Genomic DNA, 18,277 nt, shown 5'->3' with positions numbered 1-18,277 from the left:
AGATTCTCCGCCAGAATGCGATCCTCAACAAGACGGACCACGCGGTCCTTCGCATCCTGGTCAAACTTCTTAGGCATGTTCCAGATTTTCCCATCCACTCAAGCGGAACAAAACCTGGGGCACTTCAGTACAACCACGAACGACTCCAGAAACGACTCAAGGGTCTGACTCCGATGCACTACCGGAACCAGACCCTTGAACCCCTAACCGCCTAGAATTAAACCAGTCCAACTTTCGGGGGCCAGTTCATATGTACTGGAACGGGGCGGTTTTCTGTTGCGCGGGCATGAAAAAACAGCCGCACCCAAGAACTTAAAGTCCTGGGTGCGGCTGCGCACTGCCCGTCGTCACATGTGGTTAGTAAGCGCCACGCAGGGTGATGAAGTAGCCACCGGTTGCTGGGTTCTTAGCTACACCAACACCCGCGGTAACCGCGTTAGGGCTCAGAATGTTGTCGCGGTGAGCTGGGGAGTTCATCCAAGCGTTCACTGCATCGCGAGGGTTGTTATACATAACCGCAACGTTTTCCATATCGGAAACTTGCAGCGCCATTGGGTCATGGGCGAGCTGGTCACGGCTAGCGCTGGTCTCCGCCCACGAGCGGGAGGAATCAGCAAGGTTCTGGTTCCAGCCAAATGGTGCGAGGCCGTGTTCAGCACGGACACCGTTTACTTGGTTGAAAATATCAGCTTCAGCGGCACCGAGGTTCTCCTGCATGATGCCTGGGAGAGGGAAGGCTCCGGCTACAGGAGCGGTCACCGTGCTAAGCCCGAAAGAGATGGCCAGGGCGGCGGTTGCGGTAGTCAGAATCTTCTTCATGGGTGATGCCTTTCAGTTACGTAACTTACGTTTTTAGGGACAACACCAATAAAACCCCAGGTAGCAAAGATTCTAACCAGAGATGTGCAAGGAGAAGGTGAAATGTTCGCCCCCAGTTTGCTGGGGATTCAACCCCTAAACCCAAATCTGCAATGACATATTTATGTGTATCGCGGGGGCTTCCAATAAGGTTTCTGCAAGGTTTCTCCGCCTATCTTTAAGCCTTAAATTGTCTCGAATTGATAACTAGCGCCTTGTACTGGGAGTTTGAAGACAATTCAGTGTGCCTGGGGTCACACTAAACTGAGAAGCTGACGGCAGCGTAAGTATGTGGAAACCTCATTCCCGCTCAAGAACATCCTGAAAACTTAGATTCTGACAGGCAAAAGTCGAGGAAGGGGCAGGCGATCGGGAGGAAACCTACAGGCAGGAGCTTGTTTTTGAATTTCTTAAGGTCCTTTCACCTATCCCTAACCAGCGCCAAAAAATACCGCTCTTGCCTGCGAATTTTCAATAGGATAGGGTTTATTGAAAATACCGAAGATCTAAGGACCCGCGATGCCCCACAATCATGACCACTCACACCACCACGAGTCCTCGAACCGCACCCGACTCGGAATTGCACTGGCCATCACTGGCATCATTCTGCTCGCCGAGATCTTCGGCGCCTGGTGGACCAGCAGCCTCGCACTGTTCGCCGACGCCGGGCACATGGCCGTCGATACGGCAGGCCTAGCCATCGCCTTCACCGCAGCATCCCTGATCCTCCGGCCCGCCAGCAGCAAACACACCTGGGGGCTGCGCCGCGCCGAAGTCATTTCCTCCGCGCTGCAAGCGCTACTGCTCGGCAGCGTCGGGCTGTATACGATCATCGAGGCCGTCCGGCGCCTGATCACGCCTGTCGACGTCAACTCCCACGGCCTGTTGCTCATCGGAATCATCGGCCTCCTTGGCAATATCGCCTCGTTCATCGTCCTCAGCGGCGGGGAGCACAACCTCAATATGAAGGCCGCAACGCTGGAAGTACTCAACGACGCCCTTGGTTCCGTCGCCGTCATCATCAGCGCCATCGTGGTAGCCACCACCGGTTTCGCGCGTGCCGACGCCATCGCTTCCCTACTCATCGCCCTGCTCATCCTCCCCCGCGCCTTCCACATTCTGCGCGAGTCCGGGCAAATCCTCCTCGAATCCACCCCTCCCGGGCTCGACCTCGAGGCCGTGCGCACTCACATCCTGGAGACCGAGCATGTTCTCGACGTCCACGACCTCCACGCTTCACGCATCTCCTCTGGGCTGCCCGTGCTCACCGCACACATCACCCTCGAAGACAGCTGCTTTAACGACGGCCACATCCCGGATATCCTGGACAAGCTCCAAGAATGCGTGGCAACGCATTTCGACGTCGCCATCGAACACTCCACCTTCCAGTTCGAACCCGCACGGCACGCAGAGCACGAACGCACCCGCTGCGACATCCACTAAGGCACTACTCGCGATACTCCTCCCAGCGAACTGCGCATCAGCATGCCTGAATGTGACGGCCACGGGTGCTTAACGACGCGTCCTTAGCCTCGCGTGTAAATCAAGACCGTATAGGGCGCAATCGACAAGTTGCCGTGGCGAGGCTGACCGTCGACACCGCCCTCGTAGGACTCCATGTCGTAGGACGCGAAACCACCAAACAGCGAGCTGTAGCTCTTGGAATCGCTGTTGAAGCGCAACGTCCACTTCTCTGGGCCCGATGGCAGACCGATATCGACCTTTTCGCGCACCTCGCTGTCCAAGTTGACCACGACGATGACGTCATCGCCCGCACCGCCGTCTGCCCAGCGGTGGAAGACCAGGAAGTTGGCTTCGTCGTCGGCCTTGAGGATGGCGGTGTTTTGCCCCGTCAAACCACGTGCCGTCTGGCTGCGATTGAGACGCAAGTTGATCAGGTCGCGGTAGAGGTTGGCGATGCCCGCGTAGTTCTCGTCCCGTGACCAATCGAGCGGCACGCTGTCACGGAACCAGGCACCTTCGAGGAACTCCTGGCCTTGGAACAGCATCGGGATGCCCGGGGAGGTTAGGGCGAGTGCGGCACCCAGGGTCGACATCTTCTGAGCAACCCAACCGGATGGATCGTTGGGGTTGACCTCTTGCGGGACGCGTGCCTTGCCGTTGGCCACCTCGTCGTGACTCTCGGTGTAGATGACGCGCGCAAAAGCATCGCCGTAGTCGGTGGTAACGGCCTCGACAATGGCAGGGATCGATCGCCACTCGTCATCGATTTCGGTGATCACCTCACGGACTGGGTGAACGAAGTGGCTGTCCCACTGTGAGTGAAAGCCAGCCCCCTCAGGAGCAGTGGAGGTCACCATCGGGTCGCCGTGCAGGTCTTCGGCGATCAGGATCCGGCCCGGGAACTCCGCACGAACGGTGTCGGCGATCCAACGCATCATCGACCAGCCCTCTGGGATGTCCATTGCGGATCCGTCCTTGGACCGCATGTATGGCGTCATGTCCAAGCGCAGGCCGTCCATGCGATAGTCTTTCAGCCACATCAGGGCGTTATCACGAATGAATCGGCGCACCTCTTCTCGGCCATAATCAGGGCGAGTATCGCCCCACGGAGTCTCCGACTTCCAGTCCTGGTAGAAGTAGATGCCACCCTTACCGTTCTCGCTCCACCCGTCGAATTGCCAAAGGTCGAGGTCAGAGGGGCCGAAGTGGTTGTACACGACGTCTTGGATGACCGCGAGACCCATCTCGTGGGCTTTCTTCACAAACTGCTTCAGAGCGTCCGGGCCACCATAGGCAGACTCTACGGCGAAAGGATCGGCTGGGTTGTATCCCCAGCTCTGGTCGCCAGCGAACTCGGCCACCGGCATCAGCTGAACGGTATTCGCCCCAAGTTCGAGCACGTGACCGAGACGATCCATCGCCCCTTCCAGGTCGCCCACCCCGCCGTCGACAGAGTTAAATGTGCCCACGTGCATTTCGTAGATGACCATCTCATTGAAAGGCGGGCACTTGGCCTGCACGTCCTCCCAGTCGAACGAGCTGTGGTCGTAGATCACCGAGTTGCCAACCGAGTTGGTGACCAGGTAGCTGTACGGATCGCGCTTGTAGAGCACCTGCGTGCCGTTAGTGATGACGTACTTGTACTCCTCGCCTGCCTTCGCATCTGGGACGAGGGTGTACCAATAGCCGTTGCCCTCTGCCTCAAGCGGGGTCGCAGTATCACTCCACTTGTTAAAGTCACCCGTCACAGTCACGGTCTCAGCATGCGGGGCCCACACTCGAAACGCGACGCCACCGTCACCGTCACCGACGATCGCACCCATTCCATTCCAGTGTTCTGTAGTACTGCTCATCGGTTCCTCCGCAAAGGTTAAAGGGAAACAGGGCGCTTCGCCCACGCATTGCAGCTCGGAGATCCCGGCCACCATAAAGGCCACCTTAGACAAACCTTTGGGGGTGCGCCATCAATTGGACAACACCACTAGTGCGGTAACCGCGTTTGAGATTGTGCGGCCACCAGGCAGGAGACAATCAGAAGGACGAACCCTCGAAAACAAAAGAAGTCCCGAGGCATCGAATAGGAACGATGTCTCGAGACTTCACACTGGTGGAGCATAGGGGAATCGAACCCCTGACCTTTGCATTGCGAACGCAACACTCTACCAACTGAGCTAATGCCCCGTGTCTGATAGCAACGGTACTCCTCATAGTGCGTAGTCCAAAAATTGTCCTTTTGAGCACCAAGTGCTTAGCAACTTTGGCGTGCGCCACCGCGCAGTCAAGTCCCCCTCAGCACCCGTTGCAACAACCTCAAGTTCATTCCGTATGGCGTTCCGGGCTCAGATCTAACACTGTTGCAACGCAACCAAGAAGATCTTAAGAAGGTGGGTGTCCCGTGGATGAGGCGGTACACGAGCCTAGAGATGCTGAGCACAGGGATGCCCGAATATGGTGGCCACAGCTTCGCATTCCGCCACCCCGCCATTTTGGTTTTGCTAGGGGGCACCGCGGGCCCCTGGGGTGACGGGGTTCGGAGTTTTACCGCCGGCTACGCACGCAGACAGCACTTCGCGGCTGAGGCGCGATCAGGTGCTTCGCCGAGATCCGACTTTCATGTTCCGACTTTTCACTCTGACGAGGAAAATCCACCTGGGCTTTTCCTAAAGCACTGCACTAGAAGTCGGAACATGAAAGTCGGGTTTCGGGGCGGGCCACAGGATCACCCAGGAATATGCTCTGAAGAAGCTCCCCCAAGACAAAAAAGATCCCTCCAGCGAAACACTGGAGGGATCTTTTGGGCTGTGGAGCATAGGAGAATCGAACTCCTGACCTCCTGCTTGCAAAGCAGGTGCTCTACCAATTGAGCTAATGCCCCATTTTCGTTCCTGTGGGCCTAGCAAGAATCGAACTTGCGACCTCATCGTTATCAGCGATGCGCTCTAACCGACTGAGCTATAGGCCCTGGGAACGAAATAGAACTTTACCCACCGATTAACTATAAACCAAATCGCCAGGTAAAACCCTATTTTCGAGTGGAAAGTTTAGGCGTCGTTAAGCGTGATCTCAAGCCCGCCAAACAGGTCAACGGTGGCGTTGTAGACCAGCGCAACCAGCGGTGACAGGACAGAGACAAGGATCGCCGCGATGGCGCCCAACAGGCCTGCTAATGACAGCACCAGCTTGAGCGACACGGTACCTTCACCACCAGCGCCGCCGATGACGGAGTTGAGGCTATCCCACACCCCAGCGGCGCCCATGCCGACGTAGAGCAACAGCACGCAGATCATCCACGCCACTAGCCCCGCAAGAGACAGGACTAGCGCAGTGCGAAATGCCGTGAAGGGTGAAATGCTTCGGACGGTCACTTTACGTTCAGCCATGAATTAGTCCTCTTCTTGTGGGACACCGGAGGCGTCGAGCGGCTGGTCAGCCGCATCGACAACGGTCTCCAACATTTCAGTCTTAGCTGCAGCGGTCTCGGTTGGCGCTGGCGCCTTTCCGGTTGCTACTGCTTCAGCTTCTTCTTCGCCTTCAGCTTCCACATTCTTATCAATGGCCAGCAGTTCCGTCCCGGCAGGCAGGTCCACCAGGCGCACGCCCATCGTGGCGCGTGACGACGGCCGGATCTGGTTCACCACGGTGCGAATGACACCACCGGCGGAGGTGATGGCGAAGATCTCGTCGTCTTCGTCCACAGCGAGGGCGCCGATCAGTTTGCCCCGCTTCGCGTTGTACTTGAAGGTGACCACGCCAACGCCACCGCGTCCTTGCACGGAGTATTCCTCCATGGCAGTGCGCTTGCCATAACCACCCGAGGTGGCGACCAGAAGGAATTCGCCGTCACGGACCACGCACATGGATAGCAGCTGGTCATCGTCGCGGAAGCGCATGCCCTTCACACCGGCGGTGGCACGGCCCATTGGGCGCAGCGTTTCATCGTCGGCCTTGAAGCGGATGGACTGGCCTTCCTCGGATACCAAGAGCAGCTCATCTTCGTCGGAGCACAGCGCAGCGCCGATCAGCTTGTCGCCCTCATTGAGGTTGATGGCAATGAGGCCACCGGAACGGGCAGTCTCATAATCGAGCAGACGAGACTTCTTCACGCGCCCCAGCTGGGTTGCGAGCACCAGGTATGGAGCGTCCTCGTAGGTCTGCAGCTGGATAACCTGGGCAATCTTCTCACCGGACTGGAATTCCATGAGGTTTGCCACGTGCTGGCCACGAGCGGTACGGGATGCCTCTGGCAATTCGTATGCCTTCAGGCGGTAGACGCGACCGTAGTTGGTGAAGAAGAGGATCCAGTCGTGCGTGGAACAGACGAAGAAGTGGCGCACCACATCGTCCTGTTTCAGCTCGGCTCCGCGGACACCCTTGCCGCCACGACGCTGGGACTTGTACGCATCCACCTTGGTGCGCTTGGCGTAACCGGTGGATGTAATGGTGACCACGACGTTTTCCCGGGCAATGAGATCTTCTTCGGTGACGTCGCCAGTGGCGGCGACGATCTGGGTACGACGCTCATCGCCGTACTTGGACACGATCTCTTCCAGCTCTTCCTTAACAATGGAGCGCTGGCGCTCAGGGGAAGCCAGGATGTCCTTCAGGTCGGCGATCTCGAGCTCGATCTGTGCCAACTCATCCACGATCTTCTGGCGCTCCAGGGCTGCTAGGCGACGCAGCTGCATAGCCAGGATGGCGTCTGCCTGGATTTCGTCGACATCCAGCAGACCCATGAGTCCAGTGCGGGCTTCGTCCACGGTTGGGCTGCGACGGATGAGGGCAATGACCTCGTCCAGCATGTCCAGCGCCTTGACCAAGCCGCGCAGGATGTGGGCGCGTTCTTCGGCTTCATCGAGGAGGAACTGGGTGCGGCGAATGATGACTTCGATCTGGTGATCGGTGTACAGGCGCACCATCTGGTCAATACGGAGGGTGCGTGGCACGCCGTCCACGATGGAGAGCATGTTGCAGCCAAAGTTGGTCTGCAGTTGGGAGTGCTTGTACAGGTTGTTCAGCACCACACGTGGCACAGCATCGCGCTTGAGGGTGACGACGATGCGCATGCCGACGCGGTCAGAAGATTCATCCTCAATGCGGGAGATGCCAGCAAGCTTGCCACTGGTGACCTGCTCCGCGATGTTCGAGATGAGGTTATCCGGGTTGACCTGGAACGGCAGCTCGGTGATGACGATGGTCTGGCGGGAGCCCTCTTCCTCAATGGAAGTAACGCCACGCATGCGGATCGAACCGCGGCCGGTGGTGTAGGCGTCCTTGATGCCGTCAGTACCCACGATGAGGCCCGAGGTTGGGAAGTCTGGGCCCTTGATGTACTCCATGCAGGCTTCGAGTTGCTGCGCTTCGGTGGCCTCATGGTTGTCCAGCATCCAATAGATCGCCTCGGCAATCTCATTTAGATTGTGTGGCGGGATGTTGGTGGCCATACCGACGGCGATACCGCCGGAGCCGTTCATCAGCAGGTTTGGCACACGCGAGGGCAGGATGGTTGGCTCGGTGGTCTTGCCGTCATAGTTAGGGATGAAGTCCACCACGTTGCGGCGGATATCGCGGACCATCTCTTGCGCCAGTGGCGTCAGGCGAGATTCCGTATAACGCATTGCGGCGGGGCCGTCGTTGCCGCGGGAGCCGAAGTTACCTTGGCCGTCGACAAGCGGGTAGCGCATATTCCAGGGCTGAGCTAGGCGAACCAGGGTGTCATAAATCGCGACGTCGCCGTGTGGGTGGTAGTTACCCATCGTCTCGGCGACTGGCTTCGCGGACTTCACATAGGAACGGTCGTGGCGGAAACCATTGTCGTACATTGCGTAGAGGATTCGGCGGTGGACGGGCTTCAGGCCGTCGCGGACCTCGGGCAACGCGCGACCAACAATGACGGACATGGCGTAGTCGATATAGCTCGACTGCATCTCCTCATTAATGTCGATCGGGTTCACGCGATCAAAGAGATTCTCGTCGCTCACTTTTCACCTTTTCTAGTCTGGAATAACACGTCCAGTGTACGTTGTAGGCGCTTTTCAGTCCCGTGCTGGTATCGTTTTGATACCATGGCCATGACTTTGAGACTCACCGCGGAACAAGATGCAGCACTTACCCTCCTCGCCAGAACTCTCAATATCTCCAAACAGGAAGCCGCGACCCGCGCGATCGTTGAGAAGGCTGCTCGCACGGTTCGCTCCGTTGAGCTGCGTGAATTGGCCCGGCGCGAGGTCTCCAGCTACGCAGCGTTAGAAGGGCGGGTCCGCCGTGGACGCTGAGGAGATGCTGGTGCTTGCCGACGAAGTGTGCGCAATCACTGGAACCACTGTCGCTTCCCTACCAGCACTGATCTGCTTAGCTGCGCTGATGCGGCCCCATATCGCCGGAATTGCAGTGTTTAGTTCCGCCGAGGCTCAATGCAACTATCTGACAACGGTCTGCAATAAGTTACGGCCGCTGAACTCACATAATGACGTGCTCGCCCACGTGCTACGGGGCGTCGTTATGGAAACTTTATGATTTATGATTATCGCAATCTCGACATTTTTGTTACATTTGTGAACGTTGTGATTACAGTTATCTACTGTGGCGGAAGAATTGCAACATGTTGTGCAGTCCCCTTAGGAGACGGCTTTTTGCCAAAGCAAGGAGCGGTGTCCCAAGGGGATTTTCCTCCCTCACTGGCCTAGAGTCGGGCCCATGGCAGTAGCAGTCTTTGATCTAGATGGCACAATCTACTTCGAACGTCGCCTGGTCGACGGCATATGCGAGGCCGTAGCTAGCTGGCGCGCGCGTGGCCATGTCGCCGTGGTAGCTACCGGCAAGTCTCCCGCCGGCATCCGCGACGCCCTAGGCGGGACAGCCTTCCACTGCGACTATTTCCTCGCCTCCACCGGGGCCGCGATTCTCGACGCCCATGGCAACTGTCTCCTCCAGCGCAGCATCCCCACCGAGACGGTCCACCAACTCCGTCACCTGGCCGAAGGGTTGAACAATGTGGCCGTCTACGCCTCAACTTTGGACACCCGCGACGGCCGACTCTACGACACCACTGGTAATACCGAGAGTTCCGTGCTGGATCGCTCCGAAGACTTCGACCCCGCCACTTTGTCAGAGCACACCGTCACCCAAGTCCCCTTCTGGATCCCCGGAGATGAAGAAAAGCTGCTTGGACTGATGCAGCGCATCGCAAGCATCCCGGGAGTCACGCCGGTACGAAATCAAGACTTCATTGACGTGGTCCCGGAAGGAATTAACAAAGGCGCAGGAGTGCAGTGGCTACTGAGCCATCTCGAACTGGGCATGGGGCCGCTGTATACCTTTGGTGATTCCTGGAACGACCTGACTATGCACGCCGTAGCTGACCACAGCTTCAGCCTGCCTTGGTCACCCGCAGCAGTGAAAAATGCCACTGATGAAGTCATCGACTCCGTCAGTGGCACCTTAAGCCAGTTGCTTAAACAGTCTGTTTAGCAGGCGTTTCCGTAACCTCACGAATCCGGTCAAGCACCCGCTCGCGCGAGGTTGCGGCCAGCAGCTCTGCGCGGAACTCCTCACGCATGAGAGCACGAGCCAGCTTGGACAGCAGCTGCAAGTGCTGCTTTCCGGCATCCTCAGGCACGGCAATGAGGAATACCAGGCGCACTGGGTTCTTGTCAGGAGCTGACCACTCGATTCCCGGTTCAGGCAGGCGAGCAAACGCCAAGGTAGGCACCGACACACCAGCGGAGCGTGCATGCGGAATAGCTACCGCATTACCGACGGCCGTAGAGGTCTGTGCCTCACGCTTCAGTGCCGCCTGGGCGACCTGGGTTACATCGGAGATACGGCCCTGAGCAGCAGCAGAGTCGAGCAGGCCACGGATGACCTCATCGCGGCTACCTGCTGGGGCGTCTGCATCGAGGAAGACGACATCGGCGTCGATAAGCGGGCGTGCCTGGTGTGCCGGAGCCGGTTGTTCCTCGGTCTCAGTCTTACCGCGGGTCAGTCTCATGAGCAGCAACATGATCGTCGCAGTTGCGGCGATACCTGCACCCAAGGCGAGGAAGAACAACCCGGTACCATCGACGGCACCAAGCACAGCGACGATCGGGCCACCGTGCATGACGTTGTCCTTAACTCCCCACAGACCTGCCAATGCGCCGGCAACTGCGCCGCCAATAACGTTGGCCGGAATCACCTGCAGCGGACGCGCTGCAGCGATCGGAATTGCACCTTCGGTGATGCCGAAGAAGCCCATGAACAGCGCCGCGATGCCCGACTCGCGTTCTGGCTGCGTGAACCAGGTACGACGAATCAGCGTAGCGATACCGACGGCCAGCGGTGGCACCGCAATTGCAGCGGCAGCCATACCCATTGGAGCCGCATTGCCGGCAGCGATCATGCCGCCACCGAACAAGAAGGCAGTCTTGTTGAATGGGCCGCCCATATCGAAGGCAATCATGGCACCGATGATGGCACCCAACACAATGACGGAGCTTCCCTCCAAGGAGTTCAGCCAGGTAGAGAGTGCCTCGAACAGGGAGGCAATTGGGTTACCCAGCAGGTAAACAAAGAGCAGGCCCACAATCAACGTTGTGAAGATCGGGATGATGATCACCGGCATGATCGGAGCAATGTACTTGCCCACCGGAATCTTCTTGATAGCCAGGGCAATGTAGCCAGAAAGGAAGCCGGTAATGATACCGCCGATGAAGCCAGCGCCGGCTTCCGAGTTGTACAGCGCACCCGTCGTCGCAATGAGACCAGTGACAAAGCCTGGTGCCAGCCCAGGGCGGCCAGCGATACCCGATGCGATGAAGGCCGAGAGCACCGGCACCATCAAGCTGAATGCCAATGCGCCGATGGAGCTGATGGTGAACCAGAAGGAATCCTCTGGAATTTGGTAGCCCTCTGCAGTCGGTGTGCCACCAATCGACAGTGCAATGGCAATCAGCAAACCGCCGGTGACCACGAACGGCACCATATGGGAGACGCCATTCATCAGTGCCTGGTACAGCTGACGACCCAGCGGGGTGCCTGCCTGCGTAGGCGCAGCGTGTGCGTCACCAGCGGCTTGCTTGCCTGCGTGCCAGTGGCTGGCGCTTTGGGCGCGCTCTAGCAGCTCACCAGGATGCTTGATTGCCTCATCCACGGAAACTTCCAGCAGTCGCTTACCGGCGAAGCGATCCTTCTCGATGGCCGTGTCAGCGGCGATCACCACTGCATCGGCGTTTTTGATGTCCTCCGCGGAGAACGTGCCCTCGACCCCGATGGAGCCGTGGGTTTCAACCTTAAGATCAATGCCTTTTTCTCGGGCTGCAGCCTCTAGGTTTTCTGCAGCCATGTACGTGTGGGCAATTCCCGTGGGGCAGGCTGTGATCGCCAGCACCCGCAATGTGCCTGTGGTTATATCATCACTCATGAGGTCATACTAACAATGCACAGAATGAAAATGAATACCTATTTACCGTAGAGACTTCAGTGAATTCCGTTCTTTTGGCATAGTGCTTGTTGAACAAGACCATGGCGCCGTTGTGGGGTTTCCCACTATGTGATGTTGATTGCAAGAAATGTGATGAAGATTGGACCTCGCTTCCAACGAACGGCGCTGCCGAAACACTGAGCTCCAAAACCCAGAAATGGCAACCTACCGTCGAACGAATAATCTGAGCATTAGTGCCGACTGAGCAGAAAGCAGGTTTTCTTAAAAATGGATTCCTACACGTGGTGCTTCTTTACTAAATTCGTCTGCAAACGCGATCAGTTGGTCAACGCTAAGAAGCGGCATCGTCGGTGCGCAGAGGTTTTGAATGAAGACCACGACGTTCTCTTTCAATCCGAGCAAGCACATGATCTTGGCAAAAGTGAGCCACTGTTTTCGCTTCTTCTTTCTGAAATCGTGGGATCAGAAACCAACCTTTCTGAAGCGGAGAAGGACGAGTACTCCCTCTTTTGTTTCGTGGCTATCGTTAACGTGTTAGAGAAAGACGATGACGAGGTCAGAAAAGTTTCCCTTCGTTTAGAAATAGATTTTGAAGAGGACTTTCCAGCACGTTTCCCTAGTAGGACCAGGGGAATCATCATAAGCCCAGATGGAAAGCTCACTGACTCCTGCATTAGTCAGTAGCCGCCGCGTCGAAAAAGGCTACTCGGACGATTCCGGTGGATTTGGAACTGTATCAGTCCTATCCCTCGGCAAGTTAACTAGGTTGCGGGCATCATTGGAGCCCGCAGCACCCTTGTGGTTGCAATCTCCGTGCATAACATGACCGTTTATTTTTGTTTGGTTTTACTTGTGACCGGATAGACAGCTTCTGCCCAGCAGAACGGGCATAAAGGGGGCATAATGGGCCATGAAGGAAACCAGCCACGAGCGGAAGGCGCATGCTATGAAGCAAACTGTCGGCAACAAGGTAGTACTCATTGGAGCAGGTGACGTCGGAGTCGCATACGCGTACTCCCTAGTCAACCAGGGGACCTGTGACCACTTGGCCATCATCGACATCGATGAGAAGAAGCTCGAAGGCAACGTGATGGATCTCAATCACGGCGTGGTGTGGGCTGGTTCTCGGACAAAGGTGACCAAGGGCTCCTATGAGGACTGCGCTGATGCGGCAATCGTGGTGATCTGCGCCGGCGCGGCCCAGAAGCCGGGAGAAACTCGCTTGCAGCTGGTGGATAAGAACATGAAGATCATGGAGTCGATCGTCGGCGACATCATGGCCAGCGGCTTCGACGGCATCATTGTGGTCGCCTCCAACCCAGTAGATATCCTGAGCTACGCTGCCTGGAAGTACTCAGGCCTGCCCCACAGCCGAGTCATCGGCTCCGGCACCATCCTGGATTCTGCTCGATTCCGCTACATGCTGGGCGAACTGTACCAAGTATCCCCCACCTCGGTACATGCCTACATCATCGGCGAGCACGGCGACACCGAACTGCCTGTGCTTTCTTCCGCCACCGTCGCCGGCGTTTCCATGCGCAAGCAGCTCGAGAAGGACCCGACGCTGCAAGAGAAGCTGGAGCAGGTTTTCCAGGACACCCGCGACGCCGCCTACGCCATTATCGACGCCAAAGGCTCCACCTCCTACGGCATCGGCATGGGATTGGCTCGTATTACCCGCGCGATCCTGCAGAACCAAGACGTTGCACTACCGGTATCCGCCCTGCTCCAAGGCGAATACGGTGAGGAAGACATCTACATCGGCACTCCCGCCATCGTGAACCGCAAGGGTATTCGCCGCGTGGTGGAACTGGAAATCTCTGAGCATGAAGCAAAGCAGTTCAAGAATTCGGCCGACACGCTCCGAGCAATTCAACGCGAGTTCTTCAACTAGTTGCGCATTCCTTCACAAACGGATTCGGCCATTGCCGGGTCCGTTTTCCTTTTAGGCCATACAATGAGCCTCATGTCTTCCTTGTCTGAGCAACTCACCGGCCCCACATTCGACGCCCTAGCCATTGACCTGGCTGAATTCGCCAGCACCACAGTCAACAACCAGTCAGGAATCACCGGCATGGCACTCAAGGGAGGCCTCGCCGCAGCGACCAAAGCTCGCCCCAACATCGTGGAACAGGGCATGAGCAAAGTGCTTCCGGACGTCATCGAAATCCTCAGCCCATACTGGGACAACAAGCCAGCAGACAGCTCCTTCGGTGCGCACCTCGACGCCAACAAGGAACAGGTTGCCGATGAACTCATGACGGCCGCAGACCGGCTCTCCAAGTCCGTAAGCAATCCAACCCTGCTCAAGGTGTATGGTTCCGTGCGCGGCAAGGCAACCAAGGTCATTGCGCAGAACCTAGTGGGCCTCGGCGATATCGTCGAAAAGCACGCAGCTTAAGCTTGGCAACGGCCCGCCACACTGCTCAGTGTGCGCAGGCCATCAACCGGCCTAGTTACTTTGTCGCCCGCGGCATCGACACCGCTGCTAGGAACAATGCACCCACCGCAAATCCAAGTACAAAGAGCATGTCACGCCAAAAGTTTCCATACAGTTCCGGCTGCAGCTGCAGGTTACGCAGCGCATCAATGACATAGGACAGCGGCAAGAAGTTCGAGATCCCGTGCAGGACAGAGTTCATGTCCTCACGCGGCACCAAAACGCCACCTAAGAAGAACTGTGGGCCGAAGAATACCGGCATGAACTGCACCGCCTGGAACTCATTCTCCGCAAAAGCGCTGGCCAGCAGTCCGAAAGCACCGCCAGCGATGCCTGCTAATGGGGAGATAACAAAAATCCAGCCAATTGGGGACGCGGTCTCCACATCCAGCAAGAAGTGCGCGATACTCACCAACACCGCGGACTGGAGCAGCGCAAATAGGCTAAACGCAATACCGTAAGCCAAAAGCAACTGCACGGTAGTGAGCCGCGTGGTCATGAGGCGTTCCAACGTTCCGGACTTGCGCTCTCGCTGCATGGTCACCGAGGCGACAATGAACATCAGCAACATAGGGAATACACCCAGCATCATCACGGCCACTGAGTTGAACAAGCGAGAGTTATCGCCATAGACAAAGAACAGCAGTGTGAGCAGCAGAGACGGCACGGCCACGATCAAGGCAACGGTTCGCTTATCCCCGGAAATCTCCCGCAGGATCCGGCGCACGCTAGCTAGGGTCAAGTTCATTGCTGGGCTCGCTTAATCAGAGTGAGGAAGGCATCATCCAGGTTGCTGGCATCGGCCGTCGCAAGCAGGTCCGCAGGCGTGGCGTGGGCGAGGACGCGGCCGTCGCGAAGCAGCAGGATGTCATCGCAGCGCGCGGCCTCATCCATCACGTGGCTGGAGATCAGAATCGACGTCCCCAGGGAACGCAAGTGTTCCCAAATGGTTTCCCGCGTCAATGGGTCCAGGCCGACAGTGGGTTCATCAAGGACCAACAATGCTGGCTTAGCGACGAGCGCAGCCCCGAGACTTACCCGATTGCGCTGCCCGCCAGACAGCGTGCTCACTTTCTGGTCACGCTGCTGAGATAGCCCAAGGAACTCGATCGTCTCATCAGTATCCGCAACACTGCCGGTGAGCTGGGAAAAGTACCTTAGATTATCGCGGACCGTCAGCCCTTCATAGACGCTGGCGCTCTGCGTCATGTAGCCAATCCGACCGCGGTTAGCCACATCCCCGGCGCGGTGACCGAGTACTTCCAGCTCCCCACTGAATCGCTGCACTCCGACGATCGCCCGAAGCAGCGTCGTTTTACCTGAACCACTCGGACCAATCACACCAACGATATGGCCTTCGGCGAGCTCGAAATTGAGATCATGCAGGATGTGCGTTTTGCGACGCGTGATGTTGAGCCCGCGCGCCCGCACCAATGTGGTCATGTCTTAGATTCTATGTCCGTCTAAGTTGACCTCGCCACGCAGATCGATGCGGTCCACTACCCTTTCCGGCCACACCACGTTCTTAGCCAGCGGAATCTGGTGAGAAGCGCTTTCCAGGATGTGCATGAAATAGCCCGCGGTATTCGGAATGCCAATTATGTCCCCGGGCTGGACGCCCTTCGGAAAGCGGATCCGTCGACGCAGGATGATCTCATCCTCGATGCAATACGCTCCCACCAGATATCCCTCCAGCTCTGCAGCATCCGAGTTGCCGGCGCCCCGGATCACAATGGGATCCACGGTGAAGTCATCGGAGGTAGTGCGGCACTGGGTGCGGTTCATCGCCAACCCCACCAACGGCACCCCATCGCTGCGCTTTTTCACAAACTCGACGCGGGCCAGAATCAGGCCACAGCCGTCGAGTAGCGAGCGCCCCGGCTCCAAATGGAGGCGTAGCCCGCGTCCTCGCAGGCCGTCCGCGATGCTTTCTCCGTCTTGAGTATCCTGCAGAATCTCCTGCAACCACGCGCCACGAGTTGGGGTTTGCCAGTACGGATAAATGTTTCGCAGCGGATCCGATTTCCAAGTGAAAGGTGCGCACCCTTGGCTGCCGCGAAACGCCAAGAAGTGTCGCCACTGGCGTTCCTCTGCCAGGTAGCTCATCGGGACTCCGCCGCCAAGATCCACAAAGCTGAGACGATGCCCAGCCGCAGTGAGAGAATCCGCAAGCCCGAAAACCTCGCGGAGCGCAGTAGCTCGATCGTGCGCGCTGTAGCCATGCAAATGCACATGGATCCCGGTTACCTGTACAAACCCGAGATCAGCGCTGCGAAGAATCTCCTCCCAGACAGCGCTACGCTCCCCGAATCGAGTCGGAGGCAGCCTCCGGGGATCAGGGGCAAGCCGTGGCACGACGTTCACCGGGCGGTCCGCCAGCTGCTGGATCCGAGCGAGCTCCGCCGCATTATCCACGGAAATGCTAACCCCGGCCTGGATCGCCAAGCGCAGCAGTTCATCGGACTTAATCGCCGCGCTAAGAATGATGTCCGCCCCAGGGACTCCTGCCTCCAATACCTGGGATAGCTCCCGGAAACTGGCCACATCAACCCCGTGCCCGGCGCGATGAACGGTATCCACAAAGGTCAGCCCCTTGTTGGCTTTGCGGGCAAAGAAGATGCGCACCTCCACCCCGCTGTCACTGCCTGCCTCAACCAGCTCGTCCACGTTGGCCAGCATCGGGCGCGCATCCAACACATTGACTGGGCTGCCGAACTCCGCGAGGAGTTGTTGGCATTGTTGAGGCTCTGCCACCAGTTGGGCGGCCCAGGGTTCGAGGCGGGCGCGCATCGGGGGCACACCATGCACGTGAGCTGGAGAAATGCTAGACACTACTCGGCGGGCCCACCGGGGAATGACGTCATGTTGGGTGCGGGAGAGGGTGTCATTGCCCAGCACCCATAACTCGGTGGCACGTCCGATCACCGCGTGGGACGAGGATCCTGGCAGAAAGCCCGCGCTATCTGTGCGTACCGGTGGATGAGGCGGTGGTGCGAGTACCGCGTCGATCCTGAAGTCGGCTGCCGGCAACTCGCCGGTGCTGGGTGCTTGAATGATCCCGGCGTCGATAAGCGCGAGGATGCGTGCGGCATTGCGGGACGGTGGGCCGAAGGCGACGGGTTCAAGGCGTCGCGCCAACTCCCGGAATCCTGGCAATTCCTCACGGAAAGAGACTCTTTGTACGAGGTCTGGGTAGAGGGCACGAAAGGCGATGCCTACCGCCGCGCGGGCATCCAGGGGCTGCGCTCCAATAGCCACAGCATAGGATTTCCGCAGCTCAGCGATGCCATCTTCGCAGGAGTCACCGGCCAACACTGCAGCAATCCCCTCGGAATCCTCGCACAGAGTCGTCGCTACCTGGTGAATCAAGCTCATAATCTCCGCAGTATCCTGCGCGGCGTGTAGCTGGGGGCGCAAGCGATCCACCACCGCCGACATATCGGGGCTGTGATCAGGTTTTACGTTCATGAATCGCCCGGAACGATTCACTGGGTAGATTGCTGCGGGTTCTTCCCCGGAAGGCTCGTATCCCTGTGGCGTGAATCGGCCCCCACGGCCAAGAGTGAGGTCGAGGACCGCGTCGATAAAGGTCAACGAGGTGCCGCGGATTGCTACGGTGCTACCGGCGGGGATTCGATCTAAAGAGCCGTGCGGATAAACGCGCAGCACATCCGGACCTGTCAGTGCGCCAGCCCAGCTCCCGGCATGGCCGGTGACCTCTAGTACCTGGTCAAATTCTGCGGTCAGTGCGCCAGGATCCGCTACTTCCTGCGCGAGATGGGTCAGCGTGCAGCGTTCCGGGACGGGCAACGCGTCCCAGGAGTCGGCCAAGAACTTCCCGACGGCGGCGCGGGGCGGATAGGTCTGTGTGTTTGCAGTATGGGCATTGAAGCTCCCCAGCGTGGTGGTTTCTACCACTGCGGCCGACACGTTCATCAACCAATAGTCGGGCTGCGCAGGGTCATAGGCTTTCACACCTCCGCCATCGAACACCGTGATGTGTAGTTCAAGATCGCGTTGCCAGGCCAGATTGATGAGTTCTTCCACGGCCCATAGCCCACGTGGGCCAGCGCCGACGATTGCAATGCGCACCTTGG

At 58.0% G+C, this 18,277-nt stretch carries 14 protein-coding genes, 3 tRNA genes and 1 pseudogene; 7 read left to right on the top strand and 11 right to left on the bottom strand.

Translation table 11 applies throughout. The annotated features are described in order from the left end of the window. Positions 1–128: 128 nt before the first annotated feature. A pseudogene (locus tag WG936_RS09745) lies at positions 129–215 on the top strand (IS3 family transposase); the annotation flags it as partial. Between the two features lie 142 nt (positions 216–357). Here WG936_RS09745 and WG936_RS09740 read toward each other — a convergent pair. Then, positions 358–819 (bottom strand): CAP domain-containing protein, encoded by a 462-nt coding sequence (locus WG936_RS09740; protein ID WP_339564760.1) that lies wholly within the window; start codon positions 817–819, stop codon positions 358–360. Positions 820–1,377: 558 nt separating this feature from the next. Here WG936_RS09740 and WG936_RS09735 point away from each other — a divergent pair. Beyond that, positions 1,378–2,301, top strand: coding sequence for a cation diffusion facilitator family transporter (locus WG936_RS09735; RefSeq protein ID WP_339564761.1), 924 nt, complete (start codon positions 1,378–1,380; stop codon positions 2,299–2,301). A gap of 83 nt (positions 2,302–2,384) precedes the next feature. Here WG936_RS09735 and WG936_RS09730 read toward each other — a convergent pair whose 3' ends face one another. The 6 genes from WG936_RS09730 to gyrA form a co-directional block, all read right to left on the bottom strand. Then, positions 2,385–4,175: an alpha-amylase family glycosyl hydrolase gene (locus WG936_RS09730; protein ID WP_339572796.1), complete on the bottom strand. Its 1,791-nt coding sequence runs from the start codon at positions 4,173–4,175 to the stop codon at positions 2,385–2,387. A 252-nt stretch (positions 4,176–4,427) separates the two neighbouring features. Then, positions 4,428–4,503, bottom strand: a tRNA-Ala gene (locus WG936_RS09725). Between the two features lie 621 nt (positions 4,504–5,124). Beyond that, positions 5,125–5,197 (bottom strand) — tRNA-Ala (locus WG936_RS09720). 13 nt (positions 5,198–5,210) lie between these two features. Beyond that, positions 5,211–5,284: transfer RNA gene (locus WG936_RS09715), tRNA-Ile, on the bottom strand. Between the two features lie 79 nt (positions 5,285–5,363). Next, the gene (locus WG936_RS09710) at positions 5,364–5,702 is read right to left on the bottom strand and encodes a DUF3566 domain-containing protein (RefSeq protein WP_339564763.1); all 339 of its coding nucleotides are present in this window, start codon (positions 5,700–5,702) and stop codon (positions 5,364–5,366) included. Positions 5,703–5,705: 3 nt separating this feature from the next. Beyond that, positions 5,706–8,246, bottom strand: a complete 2,541-nt coding sequence (gene gyrA / locus WG936_RS09705) for a DNA gyrase subunit A (protein WP_445227955.1) — start codon at positions 8,244–8,246, stop codon at positions 5,706–5,708. Positions 8,247–8,384: 138 nt separating this feature from the next. On the opposite strand from gyrA, the gene WG936_RS09700 reads away from it, so the two are divergent. Together WG936_RS09700 and WG936_RS09695 are read left to right on the top strand one after the other, a co-directional pair. Beyond that, positions 8,385–8,594: a CopG family transcriptional regulator gene (locus WG936_RS09700; protein ID WP_339564765.1), complete on the top strand. Its 210-nt coding sequence runs from the start codon at positions 8,385–8,387 to the stop codon at positions 8,592–8,594. Positions 8,595–9,015: 421 nt separating this feature from the next. Beyond that, the gene (locus tag WG936_RS09695) at positions 9,016–9,789 is read left to right on the top strand and encodes an HAD family hydrolase (RefSeq protein ID WP_339572794.1); all 774 of its coding nucleotides are present in this window, start codon (positions 9,016–9,018) and stop codon (positions 9,787–9,789) included. Here WG936_RS09695 and WG936_RS09690 read toward each other — a convergent pair. Then, the gene (locus WG936_RS09690; protein WP_339572793.1) at positions 9,773–11,719 is read right to left on the bottom strand and encodes a fructose-specific PTS transporter subunit EIIC; all 1,947 of its coding nucleotides are present in this window, start codon (positions 11,717–11,719) and stop codon (positions 9,773–9,775) included. The two genes, WG936_RS09695 and WG936_RS09690, sit on opposite strands and share 17 nt — an antisense overlap. 288 nt (positions 11,720–12,007) lie before the next feature. Here WG936_RS09690 and WG936_RS09685 point away from each other — a divergent pair, with 288 nt between their 5' ends. The 3 genes from WG936_RS09685 (at position 12,008) to WG936_RS09675 (ending at position 14,141) form a co-directional block, all read left to right on the top strand. Continuing rightward, positions 12,008–12,424, top strand: coding sequence for a hypothetical protein (locus tag WG936_RS09685; RefSeq protein ID WP_339572792.1), 417 nt, complete (start codon positions 12,008–12,010; stop codon positions 12,422–12,424). Positions 12,425–12,686: 262 nt separating this feature from the next. Next, the gene (locus tag WG936_RS09680; RefSeq protein WP_339572791.1) at positions 12,687–13,634 is read left to right on the top strand and encodes an L-lactate dehydrogenase; all 948 of its coding nucleotides are present in this window, start codon (positions 12,687–12,689) and stop codon (positions 13,632–13,634) included. A 72-nt stretch (positions 13,635–13,706) separates the two neighbouring features. Continuing rightward, on the top strand, positions 13,707–14,141 hold the full coding sequence (locus WG936_RS09675; RefSeq protein WP_339564770.1) for a DUF6918 family protein: 435 nt from the start codon (positions 13,707–13,709) through the stop codon (positions 14,139–14,141). Positions 14,142–14,196: 55 nt separating this feature from the next. On the opposite strand, the gene WG936_RS09670 is transcribed toward WG936_RS09675, so the two are convergent. Genes WG936_RS09670 through WG936_RS09660 form a run of 3 tightly spaced genes read right to left on the bottom strand, consistent with a single transcriptional unit; the run spans position 14,197 to position 18,272 of the window. Beyond that, positions 14,197–14,928, bottom strand: a complete 732-nt coding sequence (locus WG936_RS09670) for an ABC transporter permease (protein ID WP_339572790.1) — start codon at positions 14,926–14,928, stop codon at positions 14,197–14,199. Next, entirely contained in the window at positions 14,925–15,623 is a 699-nt protein-coding gene (locus tag WG936_RS09665) for an ABC transporter ATP-binding protein (protein WP_339564772.1), read from the bottom strand. Before WG936_RS09665 ends, WG936_RS09670 begins: the two co-directional genes overlap by 4 nt. Before the next feature lie 3 nt (positions 15,624–15,626). Next, on the bottom strand, positions 15,627–18,272 hold the full coding sequence (locus tag WG936_RS09660) for an FAD/NAD(P)-binding protein (RefSeq protein WP_339572789.1): 2,646 nt from the start codon (positions 18,270–18,272) through the stop codon (positions 15,627–15,629). Positions 18,273–18,277: the final 5 nt, after the last annotated feature.

The sequence above is a fragment of the Corynebacterium sp. H127 genome (assembly GCF_037482665.1).
Taxonomy (GTDB): domain Bacteria; phylum Actinomycetota; class Actinomycetes; order Mycobacteriales; family Mycobacteriaceae; genus Corynebacterium.
Note: the sequence above shows the minus strand (reverse complement) of the source record. Positions and strands in the feature narration are given on the sequence as shown.

Coding starts and splice junctions, on each gene's coding strand:
- WG936_RS09740 (WP_339564760.1), bottom strand. CDS start 819: ATGAAGAAGATTCTGACTACCGCAACCGCCGCCCTGGCCATCTCTTTC.
- WG936_RS09735 (WP_339564761.1), top strand. CDS start 1,378: ATGCCCCACAATCATGACCACTCACACCACCACGAGTCCTCGAACCGC.
- WG936_RS09730 (WP_339572796.1), bottom strand. CDS start 4,175: ATGAGCAGTACTACAGAACACTGGAATGGAATGGGTGCGATCGTCGGT.
- WG936_RS09710 (WP_339564763.1), bottom strand. CDS start 5,702: ATGGCTGAACGTAAAGTGACCGTCCGAAGCATTTCACCCTTCACGGCA.
- gyrA (WP_445227955.1), bottom strand. CDS start 8,246: ATGCAGTCGAGCTATATCGACTACGCCATGTCCGTCATTGTTGGTCGC.
- WG936_RS09700 (WP_339564765.1), top strand. CDS start 8,385: ATGGCCATGACTTTGAGACTCACCGCGGAACAAGATGCAGCACTTACC.
- WG936_RS09695 (WP_339572794.1), top strand. CDS start 9,016: ATGGCAGTAGCAGTCTTTGATCTAGATGGCACAATCTACTTCGAACGT.
- WG936_RS09690 (WP_339572793.1), bottom strand. CDS start 11,719: ATGAGTGATGATATAACCACAGGCACATTGCGGGTGCTGGCGATCACA.
- WG936_RS09685 (WP_339572792.1), top strand. CDS start 12,008: ATGGATTCCTACACGTGGTGCTTCTTTACTAAATTCGTCTGCAAACGC.
- WG936_RS09680 (WP_339572791.1), top strand. CDS start 12,687: ATGAAGCAAACTGTCGGCAACAAGGTAGTACTCATTGGAGCAGGTGAC.
- WG936_RS09675 (WP_339564770.1), top strand. CDS start 13,707: ATGTCTTCCTTGTCTGAGCAACTCACCGGCCCCACATTCGACGCCCTA.
- WG936_RS09670 (WP_339572790.1), bottom strand. CDS start 14,928: ATGAACTTGACCCTAGCTAGCGTGCGCCGGATCCTGCGGGAGATTTCC.
- WG936_RS09665 (WP_339564772.1), bottom strand. CDS start 15,623: ATGACCACATTGGTGCGGGCGCGCGGGCTCAACATCACGCGTCGCAAA.